Source organism: Streptomyces chengmaiensis, from assembly GCF_029846775.1.
Lineage (GTDB): Bacteria > Actinomycetota > Actinomycetes > Streptomycetales > Streptomycetaceae > Streptomyces > Streptomyces chengmaiensis.
Genome location: NZ_JARWBG010000001.1, coordinates 313,446 through 331,840 on the forward strand (window position 1 = coordinate 313,446; position 18,395 = coordinate 331,840).

Annotated in this window: 14 protein-coding genes; 5 read left to right on the plus strand and 9 right to left on the minus strand. The window is 72.7% G+C overall.

The window, feature by feature from the left end; translation table 11 throughout:
* Positions 1-87: 87 nt before the first annotated feature.
* The 3 genes from QCN29_RS01380 (at position 88) to QCN29_RS01390 (ending at position 2,495) form a co-directional block, all read left to right on the plus strand.
* Positions 88-1,041 (plus strand): AurF N-oxygenase family protein, encoded by a 954-nt coding sequence (locus QCN29_RS01380; protein ID WP_279925579.1) that lies wholly within the window; start codon positions 88-90, stop codon positions 1,039-1,041.
* Between the two features lie 148 nt (positions 1,042-1,189).
* Complete coding sequence (locus tag QCN29_RS01385) at positions 1,190-1,951, plus strand: TetR/AcrR family transcriptional regulator (RefSeq protein ID WP_240134946.1); 762 nt, start codon at positions 1,190-1,192, stop codon at positions 1,949-1,951.
* A gap of 244 nt (positions 1,952-2,195) precedes the next feature.
* Positions 2,196-2,495 (plus strand): hypothetical protein, encoded by a 300-nt coding sequence (locus QCN29_RS01390; protein WP_240134945.1) that lies wholly within the window; start codon positions 2,196-2,198, stop codon positions 2,493-2,495.
* Between the two features lie 388 nt (positions 2,496-2,883).
* Here the strand turns inward: QCN29_RS01390 and QCN29_RS01395 are convergent, their stop codons facing one another.
* The 5 genes from QCN29_RS01395 to QCN29_RS01415 are packed head-to-tail and all read right to left on the minus strand — an operon-like array spanning position 2,884 to position 8,574.
* Positions 2,884-4,119, minus strand: coding sequence for a styrene monooxygenase/indole monooxygenase family protein (locus tag QCN29_RS01395; RefSeq protein WP_279925580.1), 1,236 nt, complete (start codon positions 4,117-4,119; stop codon positions 2,884-2,886).
* Between the two features lie 13 nt (positions 4,120-4,132).
* Positions 4,133-4,840, minus strand: a complete 708-nt coding sequence (locus QCN29_RS01400) for a GTP-binding protein (protein ID WP_398859072.1) — start codon at positions 4,838-4,840, stop codon at positions 4,133-4,135.
* Positions 4,821-5,228, minus strand: a complete 408-nt coding sequence (locus QCN29_RS01405) for a DUF742 domain-containing protein (protein ID WP_279925581.1) — start codon at positions 5,226-5,228, stop codon at positions 4,821-4,823. The genes QCN29_RS01400 and QCN29_RS01405 overlap by 20 nt, the downstream gene beginning before the upstream one ends.
* On the minus strand, positions 5,225-5,713 hold the full coding sequence (locus QCN29_RS01410) for a roadblock/LC7 domain-containing protein (RefSeq protein ID WP_279925582.1): 489 nt from the start codon (positions 5,711-5,713) through the stop codon (positions 5,225-5,227). The genes QCN29_RS01405 and QCN29_RS01410 overlap by 4 nt, the downstream gene beginning before the upstream one ends.
* Complete coding sequence (locus QCN29_RS01415; protein ID WP_279925583.1) at positions 5,710-8,574, minus strand: nitrate- and nitrite sensing domain-containing protein; 2,865 nt, start codon at positions 8,572-8,574, stop codon at positions 5,710-5,712. The genes QCN29_RS01410 and QCN29_RS01415 overlap by 4 nt, the downstream gene beginning before the upstream one ends.
* Before the next feature lie 385 nt (positions 8,575-8,959).
* Between QCN29_RS01415 and QCN29_RS01420 the strand changes: the two genes are divergently transcribed.
* Positions 8,960-9,748, plus strand: a complete 789-nt coding sequence (locus QCN29_RS01420) for a hypothetical protein (RefSeq protein WP_279925584.1) — start codon at positions 8,960-8,962, stop codon at positions 9,746-9,748.
* Between the two features lie 155 nt (positions 9,749-9,903).
* Here QCN29_RS01420 and QCN29_RS01425 read toward each other — a convergent pair whose 3' ends face one another.
* From QCN29_RS01425 to QCN29_RS01435, 3 genes are all read right to left on the minus strand, one after another.
* Positions 9,904-10,389 (minus strand): MarR family winged helix-turn-helix transcriptional regulator, encoded by a 486-nt coding sequence (locus QCN29_RS01425; RefSeq protein WP_398859078.1) that lies wholly within the window; start codon positions 10,387-10,389, stop codon positions 9,904-9,906.
* A 67-nt stretch (positions 10,390-10,456) separates the two neighbouring features.
* Positions 10,457-11,275, minus strand: coding sequence for a pentapeptide repeat-containing protein (locus QCN29_RS01430; RefSeq protein ID WP_279925586.1), 819 nt, complete (start codon positions 11,273-11,275; stop codon positions 10,457-10,459).
* A 181-nt stretch (positions 11,276-11,456) separates the two neighbouring features.
* Complete coding sequence (locus QCN29_RS01435) at positions 11,457-14,321, minus strand: M4 family metallopeptidase (RefSeq protein ID WP_398859073.1); 2,865 nt, start codon at positions 14,319-14,321, stop codon at positions 11,457-11,459.
* A gap of 150 nt (positions 14,322-14,471) precedes the next feature.
* Between QCN29_RS01435 and QCN29_RS01440 the strand changes: the two genes are divergently transcribed.
* A complete protein-coding gene (locus QCN29_RS01440) occupies positions 14,472-15,434 on the plus strand; it encodes a helix-turn-helix domain-containing protein (RefSeq protein WP_279925587.1) in 963 nt (320 codons plus the stop codon).
* Positions 15,435-15,713: 279 nt separating this feature from the next.
* Here the strand turns inward: QCN29_RS01440 and lon are convergent, their stop codons facing one another.
* Entirely contained in the window at positions 15,714-18,131 is a 2,418-nt protein-coding gene (gene lon / locus QCN29_RS01445; protein ID WP_279925588.1) for an endopeptidase La, read from the minus strand.
* Positions 18,132-18,395 lie beyond the last annotated feature (264 nt).

Genomic DNA, 18,395 nt, shown 5'->3' on the forward strand with positions numbered 1-18,395 from the left:
GGCAGACTCACACGCTGATAGACGATCCGTCAACAAGTGGCGCGCAGGGGATTGACGGCCTTGCTGACAAGCAGTCTCATAACCCTCATGACGTCCACGCCACCCACGCCGACCGTGACCGATCGCGACATCGAGGCCCTCCGCGACGCCCTCGGCCCGCTCCGGGACCGCGAACAGGTCGCCGCACGCCTGCTCGAATCCTCCGCGAAGCACTCCTTCGACCCGGACAAGGAACTCGACTGGGACGCCCCCCTGGAGGACGGCCAGTGGTTCTGGCCGCCTGAACTGCTCTCCCTCTACGGCACCCCGCTGTGGCACCGGATGTCCGAGGAGCAGCGGATCGAGTTGTCGAAGCACGAGGCCGCGTCACTCGCCTCACTCGGCATCTGGTTCGAGATCATCCTGATGCAGCTGCTGGTGCGCCACATCTACGACAAGTCCGTGACCAGCAATCACGTCCGATACGCCCTGACCGAGATCGCGGACGAATGCCGGCACTCGATGATGTTCGCCCGGATGATCCAGAGGAGCGGAGTCCCGGCCTACCCCGTACCGAGGATCTACCACAACCTCGCGCGCGTACTGAAGACGATCTCGACGACCCCGGGTTCGTTCGCGGCCACCCTGCTCGGCGAGGAGATCCTCGACTGGATGCAGCGGCTCACCTTCCCGGACGACCGCATCCAGACCCTGGTGCGCGGCGTCACCCGGATCCATGTGGTGGAGGAGGCGCGCCACGTGCGGTACGCACGCGAGGAGCTGCGCCGCCAGATGGCGACCGCGCCCCGCTGGGAGCGACGCCTCACCCAGGTCAGCTGCGGGGAGGCCGCGCGCGTCTTCTCCGTCTGCTTCGTCAACCCGCAGGTGTACGAGAACGTGGGCCTGGACCGCGCGGAGGCCGTCGCGCAGGTCAGGGCCAGCGGGCACCGCAGGGAGATCATGCAGACCGGGGCGAAGCGGCTCACCGACTTCCTGGACGACGTCGGCGTGCTGAACGGCCTGGGCCGCAGGCTCTGGAAGAGCTCCGGGCTGCTGGCGTAGCAGCGGCGGCCGGAGGGGTGGACGAACAGGCTGACGAGACCGGCCGCGCGCGGGGGAACGAACAGGCCGACGAGACCGGCCGCGGGGAGTGGCCGACGGCCGGTCGCTCGGCTGCCGGGCGCAGTCCGCGCAGGGCTACGCTGCCGACATGACCAGCCCCGCTCGCGTCCCGGCCAAGGCCGGGGCCCAGGACCCCGCACCGTCCCGCGCGTACCGGCGGCTCAGCGTGGAGGAGCGCCGCACACAACTGCTCGACGCGGCGCTGACCCTCTTCGCACACCGCGCGCCGGACGATGTCTCGCTCGACGACGTGGCCGAGGCGGCCGGGGTCTCGCGGCCCCTCGTCTACCGGTACTTCCCGGGCGGCAAGCAGCAGCTGTACGAGACGGCGCTGCGCTCCGCCGCCGACGAGCTGGAGATCTGCTTCGCGGAGCCCCAGTCCGGACCGCCGACCGAGCGGCTGGCGAGGGTGCTCGACCGCTATCTCGACTTCGTCGACGAGCACGACGCCGGGTTCAGCGCGCTGCTGCGCGGCGGCAGCGTCGCCGAGACCTCCCGGGCGACGGCCATCGTCGACGGGATACGGCGCGAGGCGGCCGACCAGATCCTGGTCCATCTGGGCGCCGAGCGGCCCGGCCCACGGCTGGCGATGCTGGTGCGCACCTGGATAGCCGCGGTGGAGGCGGCGTCGCTGATCTGGCTCGACGAGGGCAAGCAGCCCCCTGCCGAGCAGCTGCGGGACTGGCTCGTCGACCATCTCGTCGCACTGCTCACAGCCACGGCGACGACGGATCCGGAGACGGCCCGGGCCGTCCGCGGGCTGCTGGCGCTGGAGCACCGGGACGGCCCCGTGGGGCGGCTGGCGCGCGGTGTGCTGCCCGTGGTCAGCGAAGGAACCCACCTGCTGTGACACTGGAGCTGTGACGTCGGCGGTTTCGCCGAGCGGGCGGAGAAGCTAACGAGAGACAGACCGTGAGCGACGCACGCGAGGCCACCGGACCGCAGACAGAAACGATGCCCGCGGCCTCGCCGAGCGGGCGGAGAAGCTAACGAGAGACGGACCGTGAGCGACGCACGCGAGGCCACCGGACCGCAGACAGAAACGATGCCCGCGGCCTCGCCGAGCGGGCGGAGAAGCTAACGAGAGACGGACTGTGAGAAGCGAGAACACCCCCTTCGTCGGCGGGCCGCTGGACGGCCGGGTGCTGCCCGTGCTGGTCGGGCCGACGGGACATCCGCCGAAGTGGTACCAGGTCCCCGTGCCGAACGACGCGGGCGGGCCGCCTGCGGTGTACGCCTACAAGCGTGTGCCCGCGGGCTACAGCAAGCGGCTGGGGCTCCAGCGGGGCTGGAAGTACGAGTACGCACCGGGCGGCCGGGAGCGGCGCGAGCTGAAGTGGCCTTGGTCAAAGCCGAAGACCCCGCCCGAGGACGCGGCCCGCGCGGACGAGTGACCTGATTGCCCCGAATCGCCTCCGGAGCGGCGCACGGGCCGGACCGGTCCGGTGATCGGCCTCGTCGGTTCCCCGCAACGGAGGTGATGTGGTGACAGGCTGCGCGCAGTGCGGCGGTCGCCGGGTGTCCTGGGTGCGCTGACGCCGGCCCTGGCCGCGACTCCGCCGCCGTCGGCGGCGGCCGACCCCCCTGAGTCCGCAGCCGAGCTGCTGGCGGAGTTTCAGTCGCGCCGCATGGCCCCCTGCACCCCGGTCCGCCCCAGCGCTTCGCGCGGGCGACGGCACGCTGTCAGGCGCGGCGATGCCCGGCGAGCGCGTCGTTCTGCACGGCGGGGAGCCGGCGGGGCTCGCCCCGAGGAGGGAGGGGGCGGGGGCGCAGCCCCCGGGGCTACCGGGCCGCCGCCTCCGCCAGGAATGCCTCGGTCTTCTCCGGGTCGTAGAAGTAGTTCTCGAAGTCCGCCGGGTCGTTGAAGCCGTTCGCGAACCGGTCGGCGACCGTCTGCAGGCCGCCCGCCGCGCCGATGAGGTTCAGGACGTGCTCCGGCGGGGCGCCCAGCATGGCGTTGGTCCACTTGGTGACGTGTCGGGCGGTGTCCCAGTACGCGTCGAACGTCGCCTGCATCCAGGCCTCGTCGAAGGGCTCCTCGCCCCGCTCCACGATGGAGGCGAGGTAGGCGGCCGCGCACTTGGACGCCGAGTTGGAGCCCTGGCCGGTGATGGGGTCGTTGGCGACGACCACGTCGGCGACGCCGAGGACGAGGCCGCCTCCGGGCAGCCGTCCGACGGGGTTGCGGACGGTCGGGGCGTAGCGGCCGGCCAGGGTGCCGTTGGCATCGGTCAGTTCGGCCTTCGTCGCCCGTGCGTACTCCCACGGGGTGAAGCGCTCCATCAGCTGGAGGGTGAGCGACAGATGCTCGGCGGGGTCCTTGACGCCGGAGAAGACGTCCAGCGGCCCGCCGGGGATGCCTTCCCAGAACAGGATGTCGGCGCGCCCGCCGGTGGTCAGCGTCGGCATGACGAACAGTTCGCCCGCCCCGGGCACCAGATTGCACCGCACCGCGTCGAGGTCGGGGTGTTCCGGCCGCGGGCCGAGGCCGTGGACATAGGCGACGGCCAGTGCGCGCTGCGGTTCGGTGTACGGGGAGCGCTCCGCGTCCCGGCCGAACATCGACACCAGTTCGCCCTTGCCCGCCGCGACGAGCACCAGGTCGTAGGCGCGGGAGAAGTAGTCCAGGTCGGACACGGCCGCGCCGTGGATGACCAGCTGCCCGCCGCGCTGTGCGAACGTCTCCATCCAGCCGGCCATCTTCACCCGCTGGTCCACGGACTGGGCGTAGCCGTCCAGCCGTCCGAGCCAGTCGATCGGCCGCGCGCCGTCCGGCCCGGCGACGGAGACGCCGAGGCCCTCGGTCTTCGGGGCCTGGGACTCCCAGAAGTTGAGGTCGAGGTCGCGCTCGTGCTGCAGCGCCGTGTGGAACATGCACTGCGTGGACATGACGCGCCCGGTCCTGATCTCGTCCGGCGTGCGGTTCGACATCAGGGTGACCTCGTACCCCTCCGCCTGCAGCCCCAGCGCGAGCTGCAGACCGGACTGCCCGGCCCCGACTATCAGAATCTTCCGCATCGACCCGTCCTTTTCATCTTTGGGGCTGTTCGGGGGTGGCTTCCAGCGCCTGCGCGACCAGCGCCAGCAGTGACTCCACCACGGTGGTCCGCCTGCGCGCATCCATGATCAGAACCGGTATGTGCGTCGGCACGGTCAGCGCCTCCCGCACGTCCTGCGCCTCGTAAGAGGCGGTCCCCTCGAAGTGGTTCACGGCGACGACGTACGGCAGTCCGCAGCTCTCGAAGTAGTCCAGCGCGGGGAAGCAGTCCGACAGCCGCCGGGTGTCCGCCATCACGACCGCGCCGATCGCGCCGCGCACCAGGTCGTCCCACATGAACCAGAAGCGCTGCTGGCCCGGTGTGCCGAACAGGTACAGGACCAGGTCCTCGTCCAGGGTGATCCGGCCGAAGTCCATGGCGACGGTGGTCGTCAGCTTCTCCGGCGTCGCCGACAGGTCGTCGGTGTCCTCGCTCGCCTGCGTCATCAGCGCCTCGGTCTGCAGCGGAGTGATCTCCGAGACCGAGCCGACGAAGGTCGTCTTGCCGACGCCGAAGCCGCCCGCGACCACGATCTTCGTCGCGGTCGGGGCTCGGGTGAGGTCCAGCTGCCAGGCCTGCGCGTCCTCTTCCGGCTGCGGGCTCCCCGCCGGCCGTGCGCCGTCGGCCGTCCCGGCGTTGCGGGGGCCGGCTTCGGGGTGGGAGCGGGCGGGGAGGAGCGTGTCAGAGGCGGCGGAGTCCACTCAGCACCCTTTCGAGCAGCGCGCGGTCGGGTCTGCCGGGCCCGTGCCCGGTCCCGTACACGCGGATCTTTCCCTGGTCGACCAGGTCGCTGAGCAGCACCCGGACGACGCCCAGCGGCATCTTCAGCAGCGCCGAGATCTCGGCGACGGTACGCATACGGCGGCACAGCTCGACGATCGCGCGCAGCTCGGGCATGACTCGGGTGGCGAGGCTGCCGTTGGGGAGTTCCTTGCGGCCGGCGGGTGCGTCGAGCGCGGCGACGAACGTCTCGACCAGCAGGACGTGGCCGAAGCGGGTGCGGCCGCCGGTGAGGGAGTACGGGCGGACGCGGGCCGGGCGGCTGCCGCCGCCGCGCACGGGAAGCTCGGGCAGGGGAGCCGGCGTCATCGGACGGCCTCCCTCTCCGCCATGGACTTTCGCAGTTCGCTGCGGAGTTCGGGGGTGAGCACATGACCGGCCCGGCCGACGAACAGCGCCATGTGGTACGCGACCACGCTCATGTCGCAGTCGGGGGCCGCGTGCACGCCGAGCAGCGATCCGTCGCTGATGGACATCACGAAGACGCTGCCCTCCTGCATGGCCACCATGGTCTGCCTGACCTGGCCGCCGTCCATCAGCTTCGCCGCGCCGACGGTGAGGCTGGCGAGGCCCGAGACGATGGTGGCGAGGTCGGCGCTGGAGCCCTTGGGGCCCTTGGGGCGGGGGGCCGCGGGGGCCGCGTTCTCGTCGGGGTCGGAGGACAGCAGCAGGAGTCCGTCGGACGAGACGACCGCGACGGAGCGCACCCCTGGCACCTCCTCGACGAGATTGCCCAGCAGCCAGTGCAGATTGCGGGCTTCCTTGCTCAGTCCGAACGTGCGGGTCGCAGTCAACTGCGTGCCTCCTCGACTGTGTCCCCCGATTCTTCTTCTGGCGCCTCGTCCGTGGTTGCTTCGGTGGTTGCTTCAGCGGTTGCCGGTACGGCGGTTGCCGACTGCGTGCGTGCTTCGATCTCCGCCGCGGCGTCCCGGTGGCCGTCCATCGCGCCCTGCCGGAATCCGCCGAGTCTGCGGCGGAGCTCTTCCGCGTCCACGCTCTGGGTGCGGTCGGCGGCGGATGCGGCGGTCTCCACGGACTGCGGGACGCGCTTCGGCAGCCCCTTGTCCGTGAGCCTGTACGAGGACTCCGCCTGCGGCTCCGGCCCCGGGTCCGGGTCCGCGGCTGCCCTGGGCTCACCGGCGGGCTCCGGCTCACCGGCAGGCTCCCGCTCGGCGGCGGGCCCCGGCTCAGCGGCAGGCTCCGGCCCTCGGGCGGGCTCCCGCTCAGCGGGGGGCTTCGGCAGCCGGATCTCCACCGTCTCCTGGTCCACCAGGTCGGGCGCCCGGTCGTGTGTCGTCTCCGGGGCGTCCGACGGCTCGACGGCGCGGCGCGGGCTCGGCAGCAGCACGTTGGAGTTGGCCTCGGCCGCCGAACCCGGCAGTTGCACGGCGGGGGCGGCAGCTGCGACCGCAGACGGCCCCTCCGGCAGCAGCGCCTGCGGGAGGACGACCACCGCCGTGACGCCGCCCTGCTTGTGCTCGCGGAGCTGGACCCGTACGCCGTGCCGTGCGGCAAGCAGCGCGGCGACCCGCAGCCCGAGTCCCTCGCCCTCGTCGTCGCCGGGTCCGTTCTCGTACGGCTCGGGGTCCGCCAGGCGTGCGTTCAGCTCCTCGATGCGGGCGGGCGTCATCCCGATGCCGGCGTCCTGTACGGAGAGCATGATCTCGCCGTTCTGCAGCAGCCAGCCCGACAGCTCGACCCGGGCGTCGGGCGGGGAGAACGAAGCCGCGTTCTCCAGGAGTTCCGCGACGAGATGGCTCAGATCGTCCGCGGCGAACCCGACGACCTGGGTGTGCGGCGGCACGGCCTGGATGACGACCCGCTCGTAGCGCTCGATCTCGCTGACAGCGGCGCGCAGCACATCGACGAGCGGCACCGGCCCCGCCTGGCCGTGGCCGTGTTCGGCGCCGGCCAGGACGAGCAGGTTCTCGCTGTGGCGGCGCATGACCGTGGCCATGTGGTCGAGCTTGAAGAAGGTGGCGAGCCGCTCTGGGTCCTGTTCGCGCTCCTCCAGCTTCTCGATGACGGAGAGCTGGCGGTCGACGAGCCCGAGGTTGCGCAGCGAGAGATTGACGAAGGTGTGCTTGACGGTGCGGCGCAGCCGGAGCAGTTCGGCGGAGATCTCGCCGGTGCGCTCCTGGAGTTCGGCGCGGGCGGCGGCCAGTTCGGAGGTGAGGGCGTCGCGCTCGCGGACCAGGTCGACGCTTTCGGCGACGCCGGCGGCGTGGTCGCCGTCGATCCGTCGCACGCGCGCGGCGAGTTCGCGCAGCCTGCCGTGCAGGGTGTTCAGGGACCGTACGACCTGCGCGAACTCGTCGTTGCGGCCGGTGAAGCTCACCGGTTCCTCGGTCTCGGGTGCGGGCGCGTCTGCGAGCCGCGCGGCCCCGATGCGCACCACGGCGAGCGGGCGGGTCAGCGTCCGGGCGATGGCCGCGCATGCGCCGACGGTCAGGACGACCACACCGCCGAGGAGCCCGATGCGCAGTTCCAACGCGGTGACGTCGTCGTCGCGCAGCTTCTCGAACCGCTCGGCCTGGGCGGTGGCGAGGGACGACTCGAAGCCGCGCATCTGCTCGATGCGCGCGGAGAGCGCGGCGGCGACGTCCTCGGGGTCCGACTCCAGGTCGGAGTCGCTCAGCGTCGGCTGGTCGGCGAGGCGGGCGAGATGCCCCTGCGCTGCTTTGACCTCCGGTCCGCTGACGGTCGCGGCGAGCGAGTCGCGAGCCTCCTTGCCCGCGGCCTGGTCGAAGTCGGCCAGGGCGGCCAGCTCCCGGACGCGGGCCTGCTGGGCGGCGGCGCTGAGCGCGTCGCGCGCGCGGTCGTCCTCGTCGGGCTCGTCGCTCTGCACCGGCAGACCGGTGACGGGGTCGAGCGTCGGGGTGCTCTCCTCGCGGGGCACGGCGAGCGCGGCGAGCAGCAGCCCGCGGGTGGCGGCGGCCTGCTCGACCGCCCGGCCGAGGGCGGCGGGGGCGCGGGTGGTCTCGGCGGCGCGGGCCGGGGTCTTGTCGGCCACTTCACCGGCGAGGGCCTGGAGTCCCGCGATGACCTGGCTGTAGGCCCGGTGGGCGTCCTCCGCCGAGCCCTTGCCGGTGAGCGCGGTGCGGCGTACGGAGGAGAGGGCTGCCAGCTCGCGGCCCAGCTCTTCGTGGTCGCCGGTGAGCTCGCCGCGGATCTCCTCGATCTGCCGGTCGACGCGGGCGCGGTGGTCGTCGGAGACCTTCCGCCGCTCGCCGTCCTTGCCTCCCTCGTCTTGGGACGCCTCTCCGGGCTCTTCTCCGGACCGGTCGCCGGACTGGTCTCCGCGCTCTTCGCCGGACCGGTCGCCGGACCGGTCCTCGCGGCCCGCAGCGATGTACACGGTGACGTCGTCCCGCTCGTCCGCGAGGGAGTGGGCGAGGGTGACGGCCTGGCGGTTGAGGGCGGCCAGGGTGGCGAGCCGCTGGGACTCGGTCAGCCGGTCGGCTGCGGCGAGGACACCGGGGGCGCCGGCCCCGGCGACGGCGAGGGTGACGACGGCGACACCGGCGACAAGACGGCGGCGGACGCGCACGGGCCGACCGCGTCCGACGGGGACATCCGAGCTTGTGCCGCCCTGGTCCGGGGTGACGCCCTGCTCCGGCCTGCCGCCGTTGTCCTGAGGCCGCTTCTTCTGCACCGGTGCTCGCAATCCTGCTTGACTCGTCCACCCATGAAGCAGAGATGACGACCGGTCACACGCGAGATCCCACCCCTGGCACGGTTGACGACCATTCCAGCGCACTCGGGAGGGAGGCGCGCATCGGCCGCTCCGCCACCCGAACGAGTGAACAGCACTCGGGAGTTGGCGAACAACTCGCCGGTGCGGCCGGATCGGCGCAAGGCGGCCCGGCGGCTGGATCTTCCGCGCAACCTTTGGAAAGATGCCCGCCCGCATTCCCACTGCCCCGGTCGGACGAGCCGCGGCACGGCCTGACCTGCCGCTACGGATCAGCTGCACGACCTGGCAGGCCCTGCGGAGGCGTCATGAAGGTCCGCTGTGCGACTCGTGCAGACTTACGATCATGCGCTTCGAACTCGCCACCTCCCCCGGCGCTCCCGAACGCCCCAATGAGGACTGGGCTTCTGTGGCCCTTCCTGCTGCGGGCCGGGGCGGCACGCTGGTGCTGCTGGACGGCGTGACGCCCCCGGCGGGGGGTGACGGCTGTGTGCACGGTGTGCCCTGGTTCACGGCGCGCCTCGGCGGCGCGTTGGTCGAACTGTCCGGTTCACGGCGTGATCTGACGCTGACCGAGATCCTCGCGGAGGCAATCCGGCGCACCGCGGACTCCCACCGCCAAACCTGTGACCTTTCTCACGTGCGTACGCCGCAGGCGACCGCCGTGTTGGTGCGCTGGGGCGGCCCGGCGGACCCCGTCGAGCACCTGGTGCTGTCGGACTCGACGCTGCTGCTGCAGGCGCCGGACGGCGCGGTACGGGCGGTGCTCGACGACCGGCTCGACCGGCTGCCGCGCGAGGCCCTGCGCACCCACGCCTCGGCGGACGCGCTCCGGAACGCGGAGGGCGGCTTCTTCACCGCCGCCGCAGATCCCGGCGTGGCGGAGCGAGCGGTGGCCGGCAGCACACCGCGGACGCGGGTGCGGGCGGTCGCGGCGCTGACGGACGGCGCGTCCCGCTGGGTGGACATGTTCGAGGAGGGCGACTGGAGCGCGTGCATGGCCCTGCTGCGGAAGGAGGGGCCGCGGGGACTGATCGACCGGGTCCGGACGCTGGAGACCTCCGCGGAGCGGCGTACCCAGGTCATCCGCTGGAAGCTCCACGACGACGCGGCGGCGGTCTTCGCCGAGCTGTGACCCGCCGGCCCGCGCGGACCGCGGGCGTCAGCGGGCGTCAGCGGGCATCAGCGGGCATCAGCGGGCGTCAGCAGGCATCGGGGAGACAGCATGCGTCAGGGCGTCAGGGCATCAGGGCGTCAGCAGGCATCCGGGAGACAGCGGGCGTCGGGGCGTCAGCCCTCCGCTCGCTTGTTGAGCTGGTGCAGCAGCCGGGCCAGCTCCGCGACCTCGCCGCGGTCCCAGCCGGCCAGCTTGCGCACATAGCGGTCCCGGCGGGCGTCCCGGACCCGGCGGAAGCGGGCCAGGCCCTCGCCCGTCAGCCGCACGAGGGAGGCGCGGCCGTCGGCGGGGTCGGGCTCGCGGGTGACCAGACCGAGGTGTTCCAGGGCGCGCAGCTGACGGCTCATCGTGGCCTTGCCCACGCCGAAGTATCCGGCCAGTTCGGTGGCCCGCTGCTCCCCCGCCTCCTCCAGCCGGACGAGCAGCCCGTAGGCGGCGGGCTCCAGCTCGGGGTGCACCTCGCGCGCCATCTCCCCGGAGGACGCCCGGGCCCGGCGGAGGAAGACGGCCAGCTCCCGTTCCAGGGCCAGGAATTCACGGTCGGCCTCGCCGTCCGCACCGCTGTCCGTACTGTTGTCGTGCACGTCGGCGCTCCTTATGCGCTGCTGCCCCACCGGTCGGGATCTGCTGAAACCTGCGGGGTCAGTATCCCGGTCAGCATCCCGGTCAGCGCTCCGTCCAGTGCGCGGGCCGCTCCAGCGCCGTCGGCAGACGGGTCGCGGCGTCGCCGCGGGCCGCGTTGAGCTGCATCCGGGTGAGGAAGAACGCGTCGGTCAGGTCGGCGCCGTCGAGCCGGGCATCCCGCAGGTCCGCCCCGATGAAGTCGGCCTGCCGCAGATCCGCGCCGCGCAGATCGGCCGCGATCAGACAGGCCCCGCGCAGGTCCGCGCCGCGCAGATCCGCCCCGTTGAGCCGGGCCCCGATCAGATCCGCGCCCCGGCGGCTCTTCTTCGGCCTGCCCGGGGCCTGCACCCGCACCAGTTCGCTGGTGCGCAGCAGCAGGTCGTTGACCTGCTGGCGGTGTGCGGCCACAGCCAGTTCCGCCAGCTGCTCCGGCGTGCCCGCGGCGAGCTTCCCGGTCTCGTCCCGCAGCCGCCGGAGGTCGGTGTGGAGGGAGCGCGCCGGGTGCAGGGCCAGTGCCTCGTCCAGGTACCAGAGCAGCTCATGGAGCTGGCGTACGACGGGGAACACGGCGAACATCCGCCCCGCAGCGTCCGGCGCCTGCCGCCAGTCCCGACCGCCGAAGGTGATCTGGGAGACCCGCTGCCCCGCTCCGAAGCAGTCGTAGACGGTGCAGCCCGGGAAGCCGCTCTGCCGGAGCCGGGCGTGGATGCCGCAGCGGAAGTCGTCCCGCAGATTGCGGCAGGGTGTGCCGGCGTCCTTGTCGATCGCGAAGTCCGCGGAGGCGGAGAAGGGCAGGGCGACACAGCACAGCCCGAAGCAGTTCCCGCAGTCGGCCTTCAGATCGGTGGTCATGGCAGCCATTGTGCGTGATACGGGCGCGGGACGGCGTAGCCACCCCGGTGCGGCACAGCCCCTGGTGCGCGCGCCTGACACGGCAGACACCCAACACGGCAGACGCCTGACGCGGCGGAACCCCCGGCGCGGCGGAACCCCCGGCGCGCGGGCGCCGAGGGTCCGCGGACGATTCAGCTCACCGGGTTCGTCAGCCGCAGCGGCCCGCAGGGCGCTCACGGGTGACCAGATCGGTCCAGCCGGTGGTTCCGTCGAGCCAGACCACCTGGCGGCCCGAGACCGCGGCCGGGGAGAGCTGCTCGCCCCGGTTGCAGGAGACCCGTTCCTGGCGCGAGCCGTCCGTCGTGAGCTGCCACAGCTTCGACAGCGCCTCATTGCTCCACTCGAGGCCCGGCGTGGTGCTGCTGACGGTGACGGCCGTCTCGGAGACGGTGAGATCGTCCGGGAAGAGCGCATGGGGCTTGCGCTCCGGACTGATGTCCATCGCGCCCGTGCCGTCGACGCCGGAGCGGCGGATGGACATCTGGCCGTCGTCCTGGACGTTCTCGTCCGTCAGCCAGAAGGCGTGGGTGCTGTTGAGACCGGTCTGGCCGAGGGTCCACGGGTCTTCGAGCTGCTCGGCGAGGATCTTGTTCCCGGTCTTCGGGTCGAGGATCTCGACACCCAGCTTGTAGTCGCCGCCCTCCGGGTAGAGCTTGGCGTACGCGATCTTCCCGTTCTTGATCGAGGGCAACGCCGTGAGCACCGTCCAGCCGCCGCCGTCGGCCCAGACCGGCTTGCGGTCGCCGGGCCGCAGATAGCCCACGTGACGGTCGCCGAACAGCCCGAAGGTCTCGAAGACGACGGTGCCGTTCTCCACCCGCAGTCCGCTGACGTCGGTGTCGGTGGTGTAGAGCTTCTTCGTCGGCCCGCCGGCCGCGGGGCGGGAGAGGACGTCGATGCCCGATGCGCCGTACGCGGCCCAGACCACGGTCTTCCCGTCGGTGGCGGGCATCACGTGGTAGCGCCCGTCGTTGGGGCTCATCAGCTTGGGGTGGCCCCTGCCGTCGGTGCGTCCGGACCAGACGGTGTACGGCTCCGAACCGTCGTCATTGGACTGCGAGACGACCCAGCGGCCGCCGCCCGCCTGGGCGCCGGTGCCGGCGATGTTGAGCCGGCCGAGCAGCCGGTCGGAGTCCACGCCGAGGGCGTTCTCCCAGCCGGACACGATGCCGTGGGCGTTGAAGGACCGCTTGACGACTCCCAGGCGCTTGCCCGCGACGCCGAGGTCCCGGGCCGCGGCGAGCACGGCGTTGCGGCCGTCCGTGAAGCCGTCGAGCGGCGTCATGTACTCGGTGAGCGCCTTGTAGACGATCTTGTCGGCGAGGTCGCCGCCGAGGTCCTCGCGCATGTCCCACAGCGCGCCGGAGAAGATCGTGGAGTTGAGGTGGACGCCGCCGTTGTCGGTGCCGAAGGCCACGCCGAGGAAGTTCTTCGAGGTGCTCGCGCCGTCGTTGAGATCGCGGAAGGCGCAGTCCCGCGGGGCGGCGTCGCGGCACAGGTCCTCGCCGATCAGGCCGGCGTCCGGGTGGTCCATGGGCATGCCGGAGGCGGCGAGGTCGATCGCGTTGCCGAAGTAGTCGGCGACGGCCTCGTTGAGCGCGCCGGACTGGCCCGCGTACACCAGGTCGGCGGAGTTGTCGACGACGCCGTGGGTCATCTCGTGCCCGACGACGTCGAGGTCCGCGGAGAGCGGCTTGTAGGCCTCGTCGCCGCTGCCGTACACCATCTTCTGGCCGTCCCAGAAGGCGTTGACATAGCCGAAGCCGAAGTCGGTGACGCCGACGAGGGAGTTGACTGCCATGCCGCGGCCGTCGAGGCTGTCGCGGCCGTGGCGGTCCTTGAAGTAGTCGTAGACGCGGCCGGCCGCCCAGTGGGCGTCGACCGCCCCCGACTCGGTGGCCTCCTTGCCGAACTCCGGGGTGGGGTGGGCGAACTCGCCCAGTCCGGACGGCCAGGCCCCGGCGACCTCGCTGACGTCGCGGTCGCGGGCGTCCCAGGTGGACAGCGCGTTCCGGCTGCTGCCCCACATGCGGGAGAAGTCGTTCATCAGGAACCGGTCGCCCGAGGGGGTGCGGGTCAGCTCCAGCCCGGTCTGCGCGCCGTCCAGCCGCTCGCCCGTGCCCTGGACGCCGGGGAACTCCTTCGGCGCGGGGTCGTCCGTCCCGTCTCCGGGCAGCGCGGCGGCCGCGGCGCGGCCCTTGTTCTCGGCCCGGTCCGTCATCGTCTTGATGCCGCTGAACTGCAGGACCGGGAAGCCGGCGCGGGCGTCGATGAAGACCTGCTGGAGCACCGGCTCGCCGGTGGCCGTGTCGGTGCCGCGGACCGTCACCTGGCGGGCGAGGACTCCCTCGCCGCGCGGGATGACGACCAGGCCGCGGGCCGTGCCGGTGAGGGCGGCGGCCCGGTCGGTACGCTGCTCGCCCTTGCGCGGGGCGTCGGCCTTGGCGAGCCGCTTGTCCGCCAGCCGGGCGGCGGTGGCCGCGACGGCCCGGCGTACGGCGGTCTCCTCGCTCACCGTCGCCTCGGTGCCGGTCTTCAGGCCGGTGAAGTACTTGCCCGAGGTGCCGGTGACGAAGCGTTCGCCGTCCCCGGCCTCCATCCGCACGACGTACTGGCCGCCGAACACCGGTACGCCGCGGTGCTTCTGCTGCAGCCGCACGGTCTCCTCCGCGCCGCGCCTGACGGTCTGGAGGGGGGCGAGATCGCGCCGGGCGTCGGAGATCCGGTAGCGGCTCTCCTTGGCGTCGAGATGTTTGCGGGCGGCGTCCGCGGGGCTGGCCTTCGGATCGGCCGCTTCACGGATTCCCTCGACGAGGGACGGGGTCTCGGTCTCCGCGCCGGGTACGACGTCGGGGGGCGGCGCGGTCGCCGGGCCCGCCGCGGCTTGGGCCGGCACCGCGGTCAGCAGCAGCCCGGCGGCGGCGAGCAGCGCGGCGACCCCTGCGCCCGCGCCCCTGCCGGAACGTCTTGCGCCCGGATGTAATGCGGCCCTGCCTGGTATGGACGTGCGCACAGTACGTACCCCTCTCACGTGCCTGGTGAGCCGTAAAGGTGGTCGCGCACATGCAACCGGGCGAACGCCAACCGATCAATGTAGTACGCATGTTGACAAGTGGACATGCACACTTGTGTGCCACTTGAGCGCAGAGTGAGAATCCGGGGCATGAGCAAGGGGGAATTAGGGGAGCTGCACACGCTCGGTCTGGGGGAGACCGAAGAACGCGCCTACGAGGCCCTGCTGACCAGACGGGCCTCGGGAGCGGAGGAACTCGCGGCACTGCTGGGGCTGCCGAGGGACCGGCTGCAGGCGGTGCTCGGCCGGCTCGTGGAACACGGCTTCGCGCTTCCGCCGGCCGACGGCGACGGGGCACTGCCCCATCCGACGGCCCCGGACGCGGCGATCCGCACCCTCATCCACCGGCGGCAGGCCGAACTGCATCTGCGCTCCGCGGAACTGGAGCGGCTGCGGATGAGCGCCGACCGGCTCGCCGGGCGGCTGATGTCGGATGCGCCGGGGCCGCCGGAGTGCGGCGTCGAGGCCGTGACCGGACCCCGGGCGATCGCCGAACGCAGTGCACAGCTGCTGGCGTCCGCCGAGCGGGAGGCGGTCCTGCTGCACCCTCCGCCCGCCCTGGACCTGACGGGCCCGCTCGCCCGGGGCGTCACCGTGCGGGTCGTCCTGGACCGCGACGAGCTGACCTCGCCCGACCGGGTGCGCGATCTGGCCGCCCTGGTCGAACGGGGCCTGCGGGTACGGGCGGCGGGCGGGGTGCCCACCCGGCTGCTGACGGTCGACGGGCGGGGCACGCTGCTGCCTCCGCCGGACGACACGGGTCCGGGGGCCACGGCGCTCGTGGTGCGGGACGGGTTGCTGCACAGCGCGCTGACGCCGCTCTTCGAGGCGGTCTGGGACCGGGCCACGCCGCTGAGCGGCCCCTGCGCCGCCCCGCAGCACGACCTCCTCGCGCTGCTGGCGGCGGGCCTCAAGGACGAGGCGATAGCCCGCCGCCTGGGTGTCCATGTGCACACGGCGCGCCGCCGCATCAGCCGGCTGCTGCACTCGCTGGACGCGGAGACGCGGTTCCAGGCGGGGGCGAAAGCGGCGCTGCGGGGGTGGCTGGGCTGAGCGGCCCCCACGCCCCGCAGCGCGCTCCCCGCTCGCGCGGGCCGCCCGGACCCGGCCGGCGCCCCAGGCCGCCGAGAAGCCCCCGCACCGCGAGGACGCGCGGCCCGAGAGACCCCCACGGCGCGCAGCGCCGCACCGGGCGCGAGGGGCGAAGCCCCACACCCGCACGGGGGCGGGTGGGAGCAGGACCCGCACCGCGGAGGCGGGCATGCCCGGGCGGCCACCCCTGCCCGGAGACGGGCACGCCCGGGCGGCCACCCCGCCCTTCCCCGGAAGGGCCTACGCCGCGGCGGGAAGCCCCACATCCGCCGGCGCCAGCGCCAGTTCCAGCACTTGGCGGACGTCGGTCACCGCGTGGACGTCCAGCTTCTCCAGCACCTCAGCCGGCACATCGTCCAGGTCCGGCTCGTTCCGCTTGGGGATCACCACGGTGGTGATCCCCGCCCGGTGCGCCGCCAGCAGCTTCTGCTTCACACCGCCGATCGGGAGCACGCGTCCGGTCAGCGACACCTCCCCGGTCATCGCGACGTCCGTCCGCGCGAGCCGCCCGGACAGCAGCGACGCCAGCGCGGTGGTCATGGTGACGCCGGCGCTGGGCCCGTCCTTGGGGACGGCCCCGGCGGGGAAGTGGACATGGACGCCCCGGTCCTTGAGGTCGGTGACCGGAAGTTCCAGCTCCGCCCCATGGGACCGCAGGAAGCTCAGCGCGATCTGCGCGGACTCCTTCATCACGTCGCCGAGCTGTCCGGTCAGCGTCAGTCCGGCCGCGCCGGTCTCGGGGTCGGCGAGCGAGGCCTCCACGTAGAGCACATCGCCGCCCGCGCCGGTCACGGCGAGCCCGGTGGCGACGCCCGGCACGGAGGTGCGCCGCTCGGCCGGGTCCTGGGCGGACTCGGGCACATGGTGGGGCCGCCCGATCAGTCCGCGCAGCTCTTCCGCGCCGACGGTGAACGGCAGGTTCCGCTCGCCCAGTTCGTGCTGGGCCGCCACCTTCCGCAGCAGCCGTGCGACGGACCGCTCCAGGTTCCGTACGCCCGCCTCCCTCGTGTACTCCCCGGCGAGCTTGCGCAGGGCGGACTCGTCGAGGGTCACCTCGCCCGGCTCCAGACCGGCGCGTTCGAGCTGCCTCGGCACGAGGTGGTCCCGGGCGATGACGACCTTCTCGTCCTCCGTGTAGCCGTCCAGCCGGACCAGCTCCATCCGGTCGAGGAGCGCCTCGGGAACGGCCTCCAGCACATTGGCGGTGGCGAGGAAGACCACATCGCTGAGGTCGAGCTCGACCTCCAGGTAGTGGTCCCGGAACGTGTGGTTCTGCGCGGGGTCGAGCACTTCGAGCAGCGCCGCGGCCGGGTCGCCGCGGAAGTCGGAGCCGACCTTGTCGATCTCGTCGAGCAGCACGACGGGGTTCATGGACCCGGCTTCCTTGACGGCCCGTACGATGCGTCCCGGCAGCGCGCCCACGTAGGTGCGCCGGTGGCCCCGGATCTCCGCCTCGTCCCGTACGCCGCCGAGCGCGACCCGTACGAACTTCCGCCCCATCGCATGCGCGACGGATTCGCCGAGCGAGGTCTTGCCCACGCCGGGCGGGCCGACCAGCGCGAGAACCGCGCCTCCGCGCCGCCCGCCGACCACGCCGAGCCCCCGGTCGGAGCGCCGCTTGCGCACCGCCAGATACTCGGTGATGCGCTCCTTGACGTCCTGCAGGCCCGCGTGCTCGGCGTCCAGGGTCCGCTTGGCGCCCTGGATGTCGTACGCGTCCTCGGTCCGCTCGTTCCAGGGCAGTTCGAGGACGGTGTCCAGCCAGGTGCGGATCCAGCTGCCCTCGGGGCTCTGGTCGGAGGCCCGCTCCAGCTTGTCGACCTCCTTGAGCGCGGCCTCGCGCACCTTCTCCGGGAGGTCGGCGGCCTCGACGCGGGCCCGGTAGTCGTCGGGCTCGTCCTCACCGTCGGCGGGCTCGCCGTTGAGCTGCCGCAGTTCCTTGCGCACGGCGTCCAGCTGACGCCGCAGCAGGAACTCGCGCTGCTGCTTGTCCACGCCTTCCTGGACGTCCTTGGCGATGGCCTCGGCGACGTCCTGCTCGGCGAGGTGCTCCCGCAGTTGTTCGACCGCCAGCTTGAGGCGGGCCACCGGGTCGGCGGTCTCCAGCAGGGCGATCTTCTGGGGGGTGGTCAGGAAGGGCGAGTAGCCGGAGTTGTCGGCGAGCGCGGAGACTCCGTCGATATGCTGCACCCGGTCGACGACCTGCCACGCGCCGCGCTTCTTCAGCCAGTCCGTGGCGAGGGCCTTGTACTCCTTGACCAGTTCGGCGACCGCGCCGGGGAGGGGGTCGGGCACATCCTCCTCGACCCGCGTGCCCTCCACCCACAGCGCGGCCCCGGGTCCGGTGGTGCCTGCCCCGATGCGCACCCGCCCGCGGCCGCGGATCAGGGCCCCGGGGTCGCCGTCGGAGAGCCGGCCGACCTGCTCCACGGTGCCCAGGACTCCCGTCGCGGCGTACGTCCCGTCGACCCGGGGCACCAGCAGCACCTTCGGCTTCCCGCCTTCTGCACGCGCCGCGGCCTGGGCCGCCTCGACCGCGGCGCGCACATCGGCGTCCGACAGATCGAGCGGCACCACCATGCCGGGCAGCACGACCTCGTCGTCGAGCGGCAGCACCGGCAGGGACAGTGCGGTGACGGCATTGGACTCAGCAGCCATGATCTCCCCTTCGGCATTCAAGTTGAGCTGTATCGACTCAATGCAGGAGAGACGGCAGATGTTCCCCGACGCTCGTTCGCCCACAGCGATCACGCACCACGGGGCCGGCCGCAACTACCGCACCACGCCGGCGACGACCGCGACGGCCTGGGCCCGTGGCTTGCCGCGGAGTACGAGGCCGTGCACGGCCTCAAGCAGTGCCGCCCGATGCAGTCCGGCGCCGCACGGAAACCCCTCGCCCCGCCACCCAGCCCCATGTAACAC